A 15,394-nucleotide genomic window follows, 5' to 3' on the forward strand; every position below is an offset into this window, starting at 1 on the left:
GATTACTCCTCGTAGCTGTGAATAAGACTGCGGTACGCAGCTTTCTGTCTTATCTTTCCACTTTTCTCGCCAGGGGCGAAAGCAAACGCTGTCTGATTGGCCACAGGTGGTCATCATCACTTCGGTTTCGACAACGCGTAGAACCTCACGGTCAGTTGAGCGTCTTCGCGATCTGGATGAGGGTGCGCACCGCGGCGCCGGTGGCCGCCTTCGGGGTGTAGCCGAAGGGAGCCGAGCCGTTGAAGCTCGGTCCCGCGATGTCGATGTGAGCCCACTTCGTGTCCTCGCCGACGAACTCGCGGAGGAAGGCCGCGGCGGCCAGCATACCGCCGGGACGCGGACCGGAGTTCGTGAGATCGGCGGCAGTTGAATCGAAGCCCGAGAGCATCTCCTCCGGGATCGGCATCGCCCACATATTCTCTCCGACTGCAGCAGCAGCGGCGATCACATCGTCGCGGGCAGCCGGGGTGCCCATGACGCCGGAGGTTCGTTCGCCGAGGGCGACGATCTGAGCGCCCGTGAGTGTCGCTACGTCGATGAGCAGATCCGGCCGCTCAGCATCGGCGTCGGTGAGGGCATCGGCGAGCACGAGGCGGCCTTCGGCGTCGGTGTTCGTGACCTCGACGCGCTTGCCGCTGCGCATCGTGAGCACATCGCTGGGCCGCTGCGCAGAGGAGCCGGGCATGTTCTCGGCCAGGGGCAGCCACGCGGTGACCCGGACCGGCAGGCCGAGGTCGGAGATTCCCAACAGCGCCTGCAGGACGGCGGCGGAGCCGGCCATATCGGACTTCATGTCCTCCATGTTCTTGGCGGGCTTGAGCGAAATGCCGCCGGAGTCGAAGGTGATGCCCTTGCCGACGAAGCCCAGATGGCGCTTGGCTCCCTTCGGAGCGTATTCGACCTTGACCAGGCGGGGTCCGCGTGTCGACCCCTGCCCGACGCCGATGATTCCCCCATAGCCGCCGGCTTTGAGCTCCTTGTCACCAAGCACGGTGACCTTGAGTCTGCGCTCCTTGGCCTGAGCCTTGACGATCTCGGCATAGGACTCGGGGTAGAGGTCGAGCGGGGGAGTGTTGACGAGGTCGCGCGCACGGTTCGTGGCGGCCGCGATGACGACTCCCGAATCGTGGGCGGCGGAGAACGACTTGCCCTTGGGTCCGATCACGGAGAGCACTCCGGGGACCTTGCCCTCGCTGCGGTAGTCGAGGAACCTGTACGCGCCGAGACCGGCGCCCACAGCCACCGCCTCGACGTCGTCAGGAGAGGCCGCCGGAAGCGCGACGGCGATCGATTCGGCTCCGTCGAGCGAACGCAGGGCGGCACCGGCGGCGCGGCGCAGGGCCTCATGAGCGGCTGCGACATCCTCACCTGAAGGGTCGAACTCACCCAGGCCGACAAGCAGAACCGATCCGGCGGACACGCCCTTGGGTGCGGGAATGCGGGCGGTCGCTCCAGCCGATCCCGTGAAGCCGATCGCCCTCACCGTGTCGTCGAGGGCGGTCCGCACCGCCTTCGCACCCTCGAGTCCGAGCACGGAGGAATCCGCGACACCGATCACCAGCACCGAGGCGGTGGCCTTCACCGGTGAGATCGTGGAGTAGCTGCTTGGGGTGGATGCACCAGCCATGAGTTCCCTTTCAGTCGTCTTTGAACGTTGATTCGATCCTAATGCCAAACCGGTGCGGATGTGTGATGCCGCAGACGAGACCGTCTCTGACATAGTCTGGGATCGTGTATTCATTGATCTTCAGGCTCCTCTTCGTGCCGATGGACGCCGAGCGCGCCCATCACCTCTCATTCACCGCACTGCGCATCCTCGACTCCGTGCCGCTCCTCGGTCGGCTGCTGCGCTTCGTCTGCGCCCGATCGACGGTGCATCCTGTCGACGTCCTCGGGCTGCCCTTTCCCAATCGGATCGGTCTGGCTGCCGGGTTCGACAAGAACGGTGTCGGGGTCCGCGCGCTCTCGGCGCTCGGCTTCGGACACATCGAGGTCGGCACCATCACGGCCCATGCACAGCCGGGCAATGACAAACCGCGTCTGTTCCGGCTGCGGGACAATCTCGCCCTGCTCAACCGGATGGGCTTCAACAACGACGGCGCCAGGCAGGCGTCGTTCAACATCGCAGAGCAGCGGGAGAGAATCGCAGCACTGCCGCAGCGGCTGCGCCCGATCGTCGGCGTGAACATCGGCAAGACGAAGGTCGTCGACGCCTCCGAGGCCGTCGGCGACTACGCTGCCTCGACGCGAGCACTGGCTCCGCTGGCCGACTACCTCGTCATCAATGTCAGCTCGCCCAACACGCCGGGACTGCGGGACCTGCAGTCGGTGACGAGCCTCGAACCGATCATCGCCGCGGTCCGGGAGACCGCCGCCGAGGTGGTCGAGCAGCCGCGATCGCAGCTGGGTCATGTCCCGCTGCTGGTCAAGATCGCCCCGGACCTCGCCGACGACGATGTCCTCGAGATCTGTGATCTCGCCCTGAGGGCCGGAGTCGACGGCCTCATCACGACGAATACCACGATCGACCGCTCAGTCCTCACCGGTACCGAGGAGCAGTTCGCGACCGACCAGGCCGGTGGGATCTCCGGTCGGCCTCTGGCCGAGCGCTCTCTCGAGGTGCTGCGGCTGGTCAAGGGACGGGTCGGAGACGCACTCACCGTCATCTCCGTCGGAGGAGTCGCGGATGCGAAAGACGCCCGGGCACGAGTGGCCGCGGGCGCCGATCTGGTTCAGGTCTATTCGGAGATGATCTACTCAGGTCCGTTCTTCCCCGGCCGCGTCATCCGCGGCCTCGGGTCGAGCCGTCTGCTCACTCGGGGTACTGGCGGCGCTTGACCTGCGGTTTGGGCATGCGCAGCGGACGCAGCTGGATGCTGCGCATGATCGCGTAGAAGGTGATGCCGCGTTCGACCGAACCGAACTTGTTCCGCAGCCGGTTCTTGAGGATGTAGTTGAGCACGAACCCGTCGAGGACGATGAGCGCGATGAGACCCCAGACGGCGTAGGTGAAGTACTGCTGGATCTGCACCGGCTGGGTGAAGGCGATGACGAGGATGAGGATCGCCGCCGGGATGAAGATCTCGCCGATCGAGAACCGGGCGTCGATGTAGTTGCGGATGTAGCGACGCTGGGGGCCCTTGTCGCGGCGGGTGAGGTACTTCTCCTCACCGTTCATCATTCCGATGCGCGCACGATCGCGTTCCTTGCGCTGCTGCTCCTTGGCCTTCTGGTTCGCAACCTTGCGATCCCTATTCACCAGGGGCTGGCGCCGCGCGGACTCCTGCTGGCTGCGCTTGGGCGTCGGGCGCCCCTTCTTCTGCTCCGCTTCGCGCCGGGCTGCGGCGTCGGCGGCGGTTTCGTCATGGGCTGGCTGAGGGGCAGAGGTTTCGTCCTCCGCGTGAGATTTTCTACGTCCGAACACCTGATGAATACTACCTTTGGAGAATGACCGAATCGACTTCAGCACTCAACAGTGCACAACTGCATGCCGAATTGGACGCCATCTTCGATGACGTCCTGACCGATCTCACGGACCTCGTGGCCATTCCTTCCGTGGCCTGGCCGAGCTTCGACGCCGCCCAGGTCACCGCCAGCGCCGAGGCGGTCGCCGGGTTGGCGCGGGGCCTCGGCCTCGACGTCGACATCCTCTCCGCCGAGCAGGCGGACGGCACCCCCGGATACCCGGCCGTCGTCGCCCGGATCCCCGCTCCGGAGGGTGCACCGACGGTGCTTCTCTACGCCCATCACGATGTGCAGCCTCCCGGTCGCGCCGAGGACTGGGACACCGAACCGTTCGTCGCCACGCGGAAGGGAGATCGCCTCTTCGGGCGCGGCGCCGCCGATGACAAGGCGGGCATCATGGTCCACCTCACGGCGCTGCGGCTGCTGGCCGACCGCCTCGGCGTGGGCGTCACTCTGTTCTTCGAAGGGGAAGAGGAAGCCGGCAGCCCGAGTTTCCGGAACTTCCTCGAGACCTACCGCGACCGTCTGCGTTCCGATGTCATCGTCGTCGCCGATTCCGGAAACTGGGCGGCCGGGACTCCGGCCCTGACGACGAGCCTGCGGGGGATGTGCGCAGTCGAATTCGAGATCTCCACCCTCGACCACGCGGTGCATTCGGGCATGTACGGCGGCGTCGCACCCGACGCGATGCTGGCGATGACGAAGGTGCTCGCGAGCCTCCACGACGACAACGGCTCGGTCGCTGTGGCCGGACTCCACTCCGAAGCCGAAACCGCCATCGACTACGACGAGGCGACCCTGCGCACCGATTCCGGGGTCCTCGAGTCCACCGAGCTCATCGGCACCGGCACCCTGGCCTCCCGGCTGTGGACGCAGCCGTCGATCACCGTCATCGGCCTCGACGTCCCCGACGTCGCAGTGTCGTCGAACACGCTGCAGTCGTCTCTGCGTGCCAAGCTCTCGATCCGTCTGGCGCCCGGGGACACCCCCGCCTCGGCGGTCGGGTCAGTCGAAGAGCATCTGCGCGCGAACCTGCCCTTCGGGGCTCAGCTGAGCATCGGCGATACCGAGGGCGGCAGTCCCTGGCGCGCCGACGATTCGGACCCCGTCGTCCAGACTGCGCGGCAGGCGCTCAGCGACGCGTGGGGCACCGAGTCCGTGGAGATGGGCATCGGCGGGTCGATCCCGTTCATCGCCGATCTGCTCGAGGTGTTCCCCGGCGCGTCGATACTCGTCACCGGTGTCGAAGACCCCGATGCCCGGGCGCACAGCGCGAACGAGTCGCTCTATCTGCCGGACTTCCGGGCCGCGATCGTCGCCGAGGCGCTCCTGCTGCAGCGCCTCGGTGAGAATCGGTGACGTGATCGGGAATAGGGCTGAAGGCGCAGACGTTGTGCGCGGTGTAGCCTGGGGACAGGAACGTGTGAAGGAGTAACCATGACTGTGACTGAAAATGCCGAGGCCACTCACGAGGTCGAGCTGTCGGCGACCGCTGCCGACAAGGTGCGCAGCCTGCTCGAGCAGGAGGGTCGCGACGACCTGCGCCTGCGTGTGGCCGTCCAGCCGGGCGGATGCTCCGGACTGATCTACCAGCTCTATTTCGATGAGCGCCACCTCGACGGTGACGCCGTGCGGGACTTCGGCGGGGTCGAGGTCATCGTCGATCGGATGAGTGTGCCCTACCTCAACGGATCGACCATCGACTTCTCGGACACCATCGAGAAGCAGGGCTTCACGATCGACAACCCCAATGCCGGCGGGTCCTGTGCCTGCGGCGACTCGTTCCACTGATCGGCTTCGGCTGATCGCACTGGACTGAGACCGATGGACCTGGAGGATCTGCGTGCCGTGTCGTACACGGCCACGCAGCCCCAGGTCCTTCTTTCGTATCGGGCCGGTCTCTTCCCGATGGGCGTCGGCGACGGGGGAACCGGCCGGATGGGGTGGTGGGCACCGCGACGACGCGGCGTGCTGCTGCCCGGCGACCTGCGTGTGACCAAGAGTCTGCGCAAGTCGATGAAGCACTTCACCTTCAGCACCGATCGGGCCTTCGAACACGTCATCCGCGCCTGCGGCGACCCGAGCCGGTCCGGCAGCTGGATCACCGAGGAGATCATCGCCCTCTACCTCGGACTGCACAGCGACGGATGGGCACATTCGGTCGAGGTCTGGGCCGACGATGAGCTCGTCGGCGGACTCTACGGGGTGGCGATCGGATCCTTCTTCGCCGGCGAATCGATGTTCCACACTCGCCGGGACGCGTCGAAGGCCGCCCTGGCCCATCTCGTCTCGCTCTTCGACTCCGTCGACGTCGGATCCGTGGCGCCGACGAGCGCCTCTCCGGACGATCCGACGGACGCCGACGGTCACCCGGCCGGACCCGCGAACGACGGTCCCACCTCGGCGGATTCGCCGTTGGCCGATGAGCCATGGCTCATCGACACCCAGTGGCAGACATCACATCTTGAGACCCTCGGCGTGTCGGAGGTCGGAGGCCTCGAGTACTCCGCACGGCTAGATTCCGCGCTCCGCGGCGATCTCTGTCAGCGTATTCTCAACAAATGAACATCCGCAGGTGAATTTCTACCGCGTGTAGCGGTAGTCTTGGTGGTGACAGAGTAAGTACACGTCTCTCGGCCTGACCAGAGACGAAAGAACGTTGTGAAAGGCTGCACGTGGATTCTCCGAATCAGTCAGGACCGCAGCGGTCCTGGGCGAAGCGGCTCGGCATTCTGAGCGCCGTGTTGATACCGGCGTTGCTATCGGGTTGCACGAAAGAGCAGATCGCCTCAGGCTTCTACCCCGTCGAATCCAAGGGTGCGACGAACCACACCGACGCATACACGTCACTGTGGAACGGTGCCTGGATCGCGCTGCTCATCGTCGGCCTGATCGTCTGGGGTCTCATTCTCTGGGCCATGGTCGCCTACCGTCGTCGCAAGCACGACCGCGGCCTGCCGGTGCAGATGCGCTACAGCATGCCCATCGAGATCCTGTTCACCGTGACCCCGGTCGTCCTCGTGCTCGGCTTCTTCTTCCAGAACGTCCAGGTGATGGAGAAGACGACCGATGATACGACTCCCGGCGAGCAGGTCATCGAGGTCGCCGCCAAGCAGTGGGCTTGGGACTTCAACTATGAGACCGAGGACGTCTACTATGCCGGCAAGCAGGTTGAGCTCGACGGCACGGAAGCTCCCGAGAAGACCGCGCCGGTTCTCTACCTGCCGGTCGACACCGACCTGGAGATCCGCCTGCACTCCCGCGACGTCATCCACTCCTTCTGGGTCCCCGCCTTCCTCGAGAAGCGCGATATGATCCCCGGCCACGACCAGAGCCTGCATCTGCGCGCCGAGAAGGAAGGCGAGTACGTCGGCAAGTGCGCCGAACTGTGCGGTGAATACCACTCGGAGATGCTCTTCAACGTCAAGGTCGTGTCGAAGGAAGAGTTCGCCGACTACACCAAGTCGCTTGCCGATCAGGGCAACACAGGACAGCTGGGACCGGAGTACGATCGCAACTGGTACCCGAAAGAAGGTGCTGAGAAATGACCGCCACGATGGATCAGGCGGCTCTTGACGCTCCCGTGGTTCCACGGAGCAAGGGCAAGATCATCGTCGACTGGATCACGTCGACGGACCATAAGACGATCGGGTACATGTACCTCATCGGCTCGTTCTTCTTCTTCTGCGTCGGCGGTGTGATGGCGCTCATCATCCGCCTCGAGCTCTTCGAGCCCGGTATGCAGATCGTGGAGACGAAAGAACAGTACAATCAGCTGTTCACCATGCACGGCACGCTCATGCTGCTGATGTTCGCCACCCCGCTGTTCGCCGGATTCGCCAACGTCATCATGCCGTTGCAGATCGGTGCCCCGGATGTGGCGTTCCCACGGCTGAACGCCTTCGCGTTCTGGATGTACCTCTTCGGCAGCCTCGTCGCCATCTCCGGCTTCCTCACCCCGCAGGGTGCGGCATCGTTCGGTTGGACGGCTTATGCGCCATTGAGCAATACGACGTTCACGCCAGGCGCCGGAGGAAACCTCTGGGTCCTCGGACTCGCGCTGCAGGGCTTCGGCACCATCCTCGGTTCGGTCAACTTCATCACCACGGTCATCACGATGCGCGCACCGGGCATGACCATGTTCCGCATGCCGATCTTCAGTTGGAACGTGCTCATCACGGGCATCCTCGTCCTCATGGCCTTCCAGCCTCTGGCCGCGGCTCTGCTGGTCCTCGGTGCCGACCGCATACTCGGTTCGCATGTCTTCAGTCCGGGCAACGGGGGACCGGTGCTCTGGCAGCATCTGTTCTGGTTCTTCGGACACCCGGAGGTCTATGTCATCGCGCTGCCGTTCTTCGGCATCGTCACGGAGATCTTCCCGGTGTTCAGTCGCAAACCGGTGTTCGGCTACAAGGAGCTCGTGTTCGCGACGATCACGATTGCGGCGCTGTCTGTGACAGTGTGGGCCCACCACATGTACGTCACCGGCGTCGTGGCGCTGCCGTTCTTCGCGTTCATGACGATGCTCATCGCCATCCCGACCGGTGTGAAGTTCTTCAACTGGATCGGAACGATGTGGAGAGGCTCGATCACGTTCGAGACTCCGATCGTCTGGTCGATCGGCTTCCTCGCCACCTTCCTCTTCGGTGGCCTCACCGGCGTCATCCTGGCCAGCCCCGCGCTCGACCAGTCGGTGTCCGACACCTACTTCGTCGTGGCTCACTTCCACTACGTCGTCTTCGGCACCGTCGTGTTCGCGATGTTCGCCGGATTCTACTTCTGGTGGCCGAAGTGGACCGGAAAGATGCTCAACGAGAAGCTCGGCCACATCCACTTCTGGATGCTGTTCATCGGCTTCCACGGCACGTTCCTCGTCCAGCACTGGCTCGGTGTCGACGGCATGCCCCGTCGCTACGCCGACTACCTCCCGCAGGACGGCTTCACCTGGATGAACCAGGTATCGACGGTCGGTTCGCTGCTGCTGGGTCTGTCCATGGTTCCGTTCTTCTGGAACGTGTGGATCACCGCCCGCAATGCGCCGAAGGTGACGGTCGACGATCCGTGGGGCTACGGTGCGTCTCTCGAGTGGGCCACTTCGTGCCCGCCCCCGCGTCACAACTTCACCTCCCTGCCGCGGATCCGCTCCGAACGTCCTGCGTTCGACCTCAACCACCCCGAGCTGCTTGAGTACAGCGGACACGGTCAGGCAGAACCCCAGCTCACAGGAGACAGCGCCAAATGAAGTCATCGATCTACGTCTTCAACCTCTGCGGACTCTTCTTCCTCGCGGTAGGCGTGTTCTACGGGTTCTTCACCGACTTCACCGAGCTCGTCGGATTCCCGGCGCTGCTCCTGGTCGGCGCGATGGCCCTGATGATCGGCGTCTACCTGTGGCTGACGGACCGTCGCGTCGGCGTCCAGCCTCAGGACAACGACGACGCCGAGATCTCCGACGCCGATGCCGACTACGGGTTCTTCAGCCCGTGGAGCTGGTGGCCGATCGTCTGCGCCGGCGCCGGTGCCATCTCGTTCTACGGAATCGCGATGGGATGGTGGATCTTCCCCTTCGGTGCTGTGCTCGGCCTCGTTGCCCTCGTGGGACTGTCGTACGAGCACGATCGTGGGGACTTCGCCCACTGATCACCTTCGCACCATGACGCCGCAGCGTCAGCTACGGTGATCCGTTCACCGGCCTGACACAGTCGGACAGTACCTGTGGCCCGGACTCTTAGCGAGTCCGGGCCACAGCCCTATTCACTCGCTTGTACGTCGCATGCGCGTGTACAGGCGAGTTGTACATTCTCGTCCTGGGGCAGGAACGTGTGTCGGGTTCTCGCCGTGCGGGCGGCTCCGGGGACTCGGCCTCCGGCCTCCGATTCACGAGTTCAGCGTCTGGCTCGCTCCACTTCACGACTACAGCGTCTGGCTCGATTGTTTGGTCGATCCGCGGCGTTCTGAACGTCGAAATCACGTTGGATCGACCGAACAATTCGCCGAAGACCCGCCTCGATCCCGACTCCGGACGCCCCACTCCACCACCGAATCCTGTGGACGGCCGTCTCTTTCGAATCGCTCCATGCGTCGACCGAAGTCCAGGTTCATCAAGCTCGGCGGGGAAGCAGTGGATTCGGCACTCAGACGTACTCTGCTGTGAACCCGCGAGAAATGTCCACAGGCGATTCCTGGGGCTTTCCCTCACGGTAGCCGGGAGTCCATCATGTCAGTCATGCGCAGAACGATTCTATCGCCGGCGGACTTTCAGACGGCCCCCGTCCCTTTCACAAACAATGATCTCAAGGCGCGGGGGTTCACCAAGTTCGCTCTGCAAGATAAGTCCCGGTTCACGCAGGTCTTCCGCGGTGTCTGGATCGAGACAGCCCCCTCCACCATGGTGCTCTGTCCTCCATGGGCCGACCGGAACTGGCTGAAACAGCGGACCAAGTTTTCGGCGCTTCGCCTCTTGCACCCGAGTATCGTCGCCGATTCGCTGACCGCGGCCGTGCTCTATGGGTTGCCGCTTCCCAATCGCGTCATCGATCGCAGCACTCATGTCATCAGCGACGATCCTTATCTGCGTATCCGTCGGGCGAGGGTGAGACTCCGGCGCAGAGCCGCATTCGACAGAACTGATTTCTACGATCTGCCTATCATCTCCGGCACTGACCTGTTCTTCGCACTCGCGCCACAGCTCTACGACAATGAGCTGATCGCGGTGGGCGACGCTGCCATCAGCCGCCGTCGAAGCGGCCCGATCACCAGTCTCGAGCTACTTCGCGCTCATGCTGAGGCAAGCGGCTACCTTCGGGAACGCAAGAAGGCTGAGCGGGCGTTGGCTTTGATCCGCGAAACGGTCGACTCTCCGCGCGAAACCTGGCTGCGCCTGTGGATCATCGACAACGGGTTCCCGGAGCCTGTCGTCCACCCGTCAGTAGACTGCTCGCTGGTTGGAGCGACTCTGCATCCTGACCTCGGGTACCCCGATATCAAGCTCGCCATCGAATACGAAGGTGACCACCACAGGACGTCGTCCATCCAGTTCGGTGTGGACATCGAACGCCGGCAGCTGCTGGAGGCCGAGGGATGGGTGGTTCTTCGTGTCTCGAAACGCACCGATATGGCGAGGTTCAAACAGCTACTCGCGTCATATCTCGGTTGAGCGCCCCGCCGGGAAGCCTCCACTGCCGCTGCCGTAAGCGAGAAGCACGTCCGTTCCCTGTCCTCAACAAATTGTTTGGTCGATCCGGCGCGTTTCGGCCAGCGAGACCATGTTGGATCGACCGAACAATCGTTGGCAGCGGCTGTCAGGCGCCGCGGAGGTCGAGGTTGAGCGCGTTGACTTCCGAGCCCAGGAACGAGGTCGACGGTGATGGCTCAGCCCTGGTGGTAGAGGTGCCAGGCTGCGTGCCGCGGGATCTCTCACCAGGACTCGTGGCTGCACGGCAAACGTGCTCAGCACAGCAGCCCAATACCGCAGGCCAGTCGGATCAGCCTCGATGAACGACGCGCGGACATTATTCGTCCGGAATCGGCAGAACGCGGACGAATGCGCGAAGAGGGGCTCAGCAGATTCAACTGCTGAGCCCCTCTGAGATCTCGACTGCGACCGGTCAGTGACCGAGCTGCTTGTTGTCCGAACCTTCGACAGCATCGTGATGGTCGTGATGCGAAGCCTCGAGCTCGTGCTTCGTCACCGGCGCCACACGATCTTCGAAGAAGAACCGTGACAGTCGTGCGCGCAGCTTCTCCGACTTCGTCACCTTGCCCTCGGCATTCGGCTCGGCCGGCTTGTATTCCGGCGATTCGAATGCGGTGAGCTTCCACAGCTTGTGCGGGGGCAGTGCCTCGTGACGCTCGAGGAACTCACCGTGGGGGAGACGGATGATCTGCGCAGTCTCGCGGCCGTGCAGAGCGATCTCACGATCCTTGCGCTGCAGAGCGATGCACATCCGCTTCGTGATGATGTAGCCGATGATCGGTCCGAGGAAGAACACCGTGCGGAAGATGTAGATCATATCGTTGAGCGACATCTGGAAGAACACAGCGATGATGTCACCCGAAGCGGCGGCCCACATGTTGCAGTAGAAGATGATTCCTGCGACACCGATGGCCGTGCGAGTCGGGTTGTTGCGCGGACGGTCGAGGATGTGGTGCTCACGGTTGTCTTTGAGCAGCCATGCCTCGAAGAACGGGTAGACGAACATCACGAGGAAGACGCCGCCCATGACGATCACGGCGCTGTTGATGTTCAGCGAGATCGGCCATCCGAAGATGTAGAACTCGAACCAGCCCGGCACGATGCGCAGGAATCCGTCGGCCCAACCGATGTACCAGTCAGGCTGGGTACCTGCAGACACCGGCGACGGGTCGTAGGGTCCGTAGTTCCAGATCGGGTTGATCGTGAACAGTGCCGAGATCAGCGAGAGCAGACCGAAGATGAGGAAGAAGAATCCGCCGCCTTTGGCCGCGAATGTCGGGAGGACAGGCTCACCGACGACGTTCTTCTCGGTGTTACCGGCACCCGGGTACTGGGTGTGCTTGTGCACGACCACGAACACCAGGTGGATGCCGATGAGCGCGATGAGCAGAGCGGGCACGATCATGATGTGGAGCGTGTAGAGACGCGCCACGATGTCGATGCCGGGGAACTCGCCTCCGAAGAGGAAGAACGAGATGTAGGTGCCGACCAGAGGCAGCGACTTGAGGATTCCGTCGATGATGCGCAGGCCGTTGCCCGAGAGCAGATCGTCGGGAAGCGAGTAGCCGGTGAAGCCGGCGGCCATGCCCATGATGACCAGCAGGACACCGACGACCCAGTTGAGCTCGCGCGGACGGCGGAATGCCCCGGTGAAGAACACGCGCAGCATATGGATGCTCAGAGCGGCGACGAAGAGGAGGGCTCCCCAGTGGTGCATCTGACGGATGAATAGGCCGCCGCGGATCTCCATCGAGATCCGCAGAGTCGAGTCGTAGGCCTCGGAGATCTCCACACCGCGCAGAGGCAACCAGGGACCCTCGTAGTGCAGCTCACCCATGGCGGGCTGGAAGAAGAACGTGAGGAACGTTCCGGAGAGGACGACGATGATGAAGCTGTAGAGAGCGACCTCACCGAGCATGAAGGACCAATGTGACGGGAAGATCTTGCGACCGAACTCACGGACCAGGACCGAAGCCCCGACGCGAGTCTCGGCGAAGTTCGCTGCCTTCCCGATGGTGGTGGTTGGCGTTGTAGTACTCATGGGTGGTTGATCTCCCAGAACGTAGGTCCGACAGGCTCAGGGAAGTCCGACTGGGCAACCAGGTAGCCTTCGCTGTCCACGGTGATGGGCAGCTGAGGAAGCGGTCGTTTGGCCGGGCCGAAGATGACCTTGCAGTGTTCGGTCACGTCGAAGGTCGACTGGTGGCACGGGCACAGCAGATGGTGGGTCTGGTGCTCGTACAGTGCCACCGGGCAGCCGACGTGCGTGCAGATCTTCGAGTAGGCGACGATTCCGTCGTGGGACCAGTCCTTGCGGTCCGGATCTTCCTTGAGCTCCTTCGGATCGATGCGCATGAGCAGAACAGCGGCCTTGGCCTTCTCGTTCAGCGGGTGCTCGCTCGCCTCCTCGTCGCCGATGCCGGAAGGCAGAACGTGGTAGGCGGATCCGATGGTGACCTCGTCGGCCTTGATCGGACGTTCCGAGTCGACCGCGGGGATTCCGCCGACGTCGCGGATCAGGCGGGTGCCCTTCGACCACAGCGTGTTGAACATCTTGTCGCCGGGCAGCGGTCCGAGGTCTCGGAAGACGAGGACCGCAGGCAGCGGAGCGATGGCCAATGCGGCGATGAGCGTGTTGCGCAGGAGCGGGCGTCGGGCGATGCCTGACTCTTCCTTGGCCTGGTGGAGGATCTCGAGCGCGATCGCCTGATCCTCTTCGCTGCCGCCGATGTCATGGCGTTCATCGACTCCCTCGTGATCGCTCATGAGGTTCTTCGCCCACAGGACCGCACCGAAGCCGATGGAGAACATCGCCACGGCGGCACCGAGGCCGACGAACATGGTGTGCAGACGGATGCTTCGCATCGACTCGCCGGGGGAGAAGAGGAAGTAGGCGACGATGAACCAGATGGTTCCGATCATCGACAGGACGAACCATCCCGCGACCTGTCGTTCGGCGACCTTCTGGGCCCGCGGATCCGCATCGGACAAGCGCGGCTTGTGCTCGGGCAGACCCGGGTTGGTGAACCCGTTCAACTCCTCGAGCTGGCTGCCGCCGCCGGAGTGCTCTTTCGAGGTCATTGAATTCCCCGTCTATTCTCGTGATGGATGGTGAACGACACGGCCGGACTCACTTGGACCTGGATGACAGCCACACTGTCATACCGATGACGGCTGCCAGTCCGAAGAACCAGATGAACAGTCCCTCTGCCACCGGTCCCAGCGATCCGAGCTTGAATCCGCCGGGGGAGGGATTGTCCGAGACTTCCTTGACGTAGGCGATGACATCGCGCTTGTCGTCAGGGGTCAGGTTAGCGTCGTTGAAGATCGGCATGTTCTGCGGGCCGGTCTGCATCGCTTCGTAGAGGTGCTTCTCCGAGACCTCGGAGAGGTTCGGTGCATACTTGCCGCGTGTCAGGGCACCGCCGGCGCCGACCACGTTGTGGCACATCGCGCAGTTGGTGCGGAACAGGCCGCCGCCGGCAGCGGGGTCGCCCTTCGATGTGTCGAGGTATTCGTCCTCGGGCACTGCGGGTCCGGGACCGAGCGAAGCGACGTAGGCGGCCAGCTGCGAGGTCTGCTCATCGTCGAACTGCGGTTCCTTGACACGTGCCTGCGGGCCGTTGGCCTGCAGCGGCATACGTCCGGTGCCGACCTGGAAGTCGACTGCCGCGGCACCGACGCCGATGAGGCCCGGTCCGGCCTTCGAACCTTCTGCGTTCATACCATGGCAGGTGGCGCAGTTGGCCTGGAAGAGCTTCTTGCCCTCTTTGATGTCCGATGCGCTGGCTGTGTCTGCCTTGGCGCTCGAAGTCTGTGTGAAGAGTGCATAGGCTCCGCCGGTCAGCAGCAGTCCCACGAGAAGAAGCGCCACCAGCGCCATGGGATGTCTGCGGCGATCTGCTAGAAGCTTCACTTGATCGTCCTTTGCTTGAAGTGTTGTGAGTCGTGGGGGCCGAGCATCTCAGACCGGCTATTGCAGCAGGTAGATGACGCCGAAGAGGCCGATCCAGACGACATCGACGAAGTGCCAGTAGTAGGACACGCAGATCGCGAATGTGGCTTCGTGGTGGCCGAACTTCTTCGCCCCATAGGAACGCCCGATGACGAGCAGGAAGCAGATGAGGCCGATGGTCACGTGGATGCCGTGGAACCCTGTCGTCAGGTAGAAGACGGAGCCGTACCCGTCGGAGTTGATGGCGATTCCCTCGCTGACGAGGGTCGCGTACTCCATGACCTGACCGGAGACGAAGACCGCTCCGAGGAGGAACGTGAGGTAGAACCACTCGACCATTCCCCACTTGGAGATGTTGAATAGGGATCCGGTCCGGCGAGGACGGAACCGTTCGGCGGCGAAAACACCGAGCTGGCAGGTGAACGAAGACGACACCAGGATGATCGTGTTGCCGAGGGCGTACGGGATGTCGAGGATCTCGGTCCTCGTCTCCCACAGCTCCGGCACGACGGATCGAATGGTGAAGTACATGGCGAAGAGCGCGGCAAAGAACATCAGGTCGCTCGCGAGGAACACGATGAAGCCCACCGTGGTCACATTCGGGCGATTGACAACCGGATGTGCTGGCGCTGTTTGAGATGCAGTGGCAGTTGACACACCCCCATTATTACCCGTCTGGGGGTGAGTTTTCATCTTTTACCCAGGTTTCGGGAAAGAAATTTCTACACGATGTAGCGAAAACCGCGATCTGGTGCTGGAATCTCGTTTCGCAAGTCACT

Annotated in this window: 14 protein-coding genes; 8 read left to right on the plus strand and 6 right to left on the minus strand. The window is 63.2% G+C overall.

All coding sequences use genetic code 11. From position 1 onward, the window contains the following. Positions 1-151 precede the first annotated feature (151 nt). Positions 152-1,627, minus strand: a complete 1,476-nt coding sequence (locus J9314_RS09270) for a leucyl aminopeptidase (protein WP_210605411.1) — start codon at positions 1,625-1,627, stop codon at positions 152-154. Between the two features lie 104 nt (positions 1,628-1,731). On the opposite strand from J9314_RS09270, the gene J9314_RS09275 reads away from it, so the two are divergent. Next, on the plus strand, positions 1,732-2,838 hold the full coding sequence (locus J9314_RS09275) for a quinone-dependent dihydroorotate dehydrogenase (protein WP_210605412.1): 1,107 nt from the start codon (positions 1,732-1,734) through the stop codon (positions 2,836-2,838). Here the strand turns inward: J9314_RS09275 and J9314_RS09280 are convergent. After that, positions 2,813-3,424, minus strand: coding sequence for a DUF3043 domain-containing protein (locus J9314_RS09280; protein ID WP_181273782.1), 612 nt, complete (start codon positions 3,422-3,424; stop codon positions 2,813-2,815). The genes J9314_RS09275 and J9314_RS09280 overlap by 26 nt on opposite strands. A gap of 23 nt (positions 3,425-3,447) precedes the next feature. Here J9314_RS09280 and J9314_RS09285 point away from each other — a divergent pair, with 23 nt between their 5' ends. From J9314_RS09285 to J9314_RS09315, 7 genes are all read left to right on the plus strand, one after another. Next, positions 3,448-4,824, plus strand: coding sequence for a dipeptidase (locus J9314_RS09285; protein WP_210605413.1), 1,377 nt, complete (start codon positions 3,448-3,450; stop codon positions 4,822-4,824). Positions 4,825-4,902: 78 nt separating this feature from the next. Then, a complete protein-coding gene (locus J9314_RS09290; RefSeq protein ID WP_210605414.1) occupies positions 4,903-5,256 on the plus strand; it encodes a HesB/IscA family protein in 354 nt (117 codons plus the stop codon). A gap of 33 nt (positions 5,257-5,289) precedes the next feature. Continuing rightward, positions 5,290-6,030, plus strand: coding sequence for a leucyl/phenylalanyl-tRNA--protein transferase (locus J9314_RS09295; RefSeq protein ID WP_210605415.1), 741 nt, complete (start codon positions 5,290-5,292; stop codon positions 6,028-6,030). A gap of 110 nt (positions 6,031-6,140) precedes the next feature. Next, complete coding sequence (gene ctaC / locus J9314_RS09300; RefSeq protein ID WP_181273778.1) at positions 6,141-7,013, plus strand: aa3-type cytochrome oxidase subunit II; 873 nt, start codon at positions 6,141-6,143, stop codon at positions 7,011-7,013. Next, a complete protein-coding gene (gene ctaD, locus J9314_RS09305) occupies positions 7,010-8,707 on the plus strand; it encodes an aa3-type cytochrome oxidase subunit I (protein WP_181273777.1) in 1,698 nt (565 codons plus the stop codon). Before ctaC ends, ctaD begins: the two co-directional genes overlap by 4 nt. Further along, positions 8,704-9,105 carry a cytochrome c oxidase subunit 4 gene (locus tag J9314_RS09310; protein ID WP_181273776.1) on the plus strand — a complete coding sequence of 134 codons (402 nt, stop codon included), beginning with the start codon at positions 8,704-8,706 and terminating at the stop codon, positions 9,103-9,105. Before ctaD ends, J9314_RS09310 begins: the two co-directional genes overlap by 4 nt. Before the next feature lie 586 nt (positions 9,106-9,691). Continuing rightward, complete coding sequence (locus J9314_RS09315) at positions 9,692-10,621, plus strand: hypothetical protein (RefSeq protein WP_210605416.1); 930 nt, start codon at positions 9,692-9,694, stop codon at positions 10,619-10,621. A 451-nt stretch (positions 10,622-11,072) separates the two neighbouring features. Here the strand turns inward: J9314_RS09315 and qcrB are convergent, their stop codons facing one another. From qcrB to ctaE, 4 genes are read right to left on the minus strand one after another with little or no spacing between them, the layout of a single operon-like run. After that, on the minus strand, positions 11,073-12,701 hold the full coding sequence (gene qcrB / locus J9314_RS09320) for a cytochrome bc1 complex cytochrome b subunit (RefSeq protein WP_181273774.1): 1,629 nt from the start codon (positions 12,699-12,701) through the stop codon (positions 11,073-11,075). Next, on the minus strand, positions 12,698-13,741 hold the full coding sequence (qcrA, locus tag J9314_RS09325; protein ID WP_210605417.1) for a cytochrome bc1 complex Rieske iron-sulfur subunit: 1,044 nt from the start codon (positions 13,739-13,741) through the stop codon (positions 12,698-12,700). Before qcrA ends, qcrB begins: the two co-directional genes overlap by 4 nt. Before the next feature lie 49 nt (positions 13,742-13,790). Continuing rightward, entirely contained in the window at positions 13,791-14,576 is a 786-nt protein-coding gene (qcrC, locus tag J9314_RS09330; RefSeq protein ID WP_210605418.1) for a cytochrome bc1 complex diheme cytochrome c subunit, read from the minus strand. A gap of 57 nt (positions 14,577-14,633) precedes the next feature. Then, positions 14,634-15,272, minus strand: a complete 639-nt coding sequence (gene ctaE, locus J9314_RS09335; RefSeq protein WP_484793038.1) for an aa3-type cytochrome oxidase subunit III — start codon at positions 15,270-15,272, stop codon at positions 14,634-14,636. Positions 15,273-15,394 lie beyond the last annotated feature (122 nt).

The organism is Brevibacterium oceani, from assembly GCF_017948325.1.
Classification (GTDB): Bacteria; Actinomycetota; Actinomycetes; order Actinomycetales; family Brevibacteriaceae; genus Brevibacterium; species Brevibacterium oceani.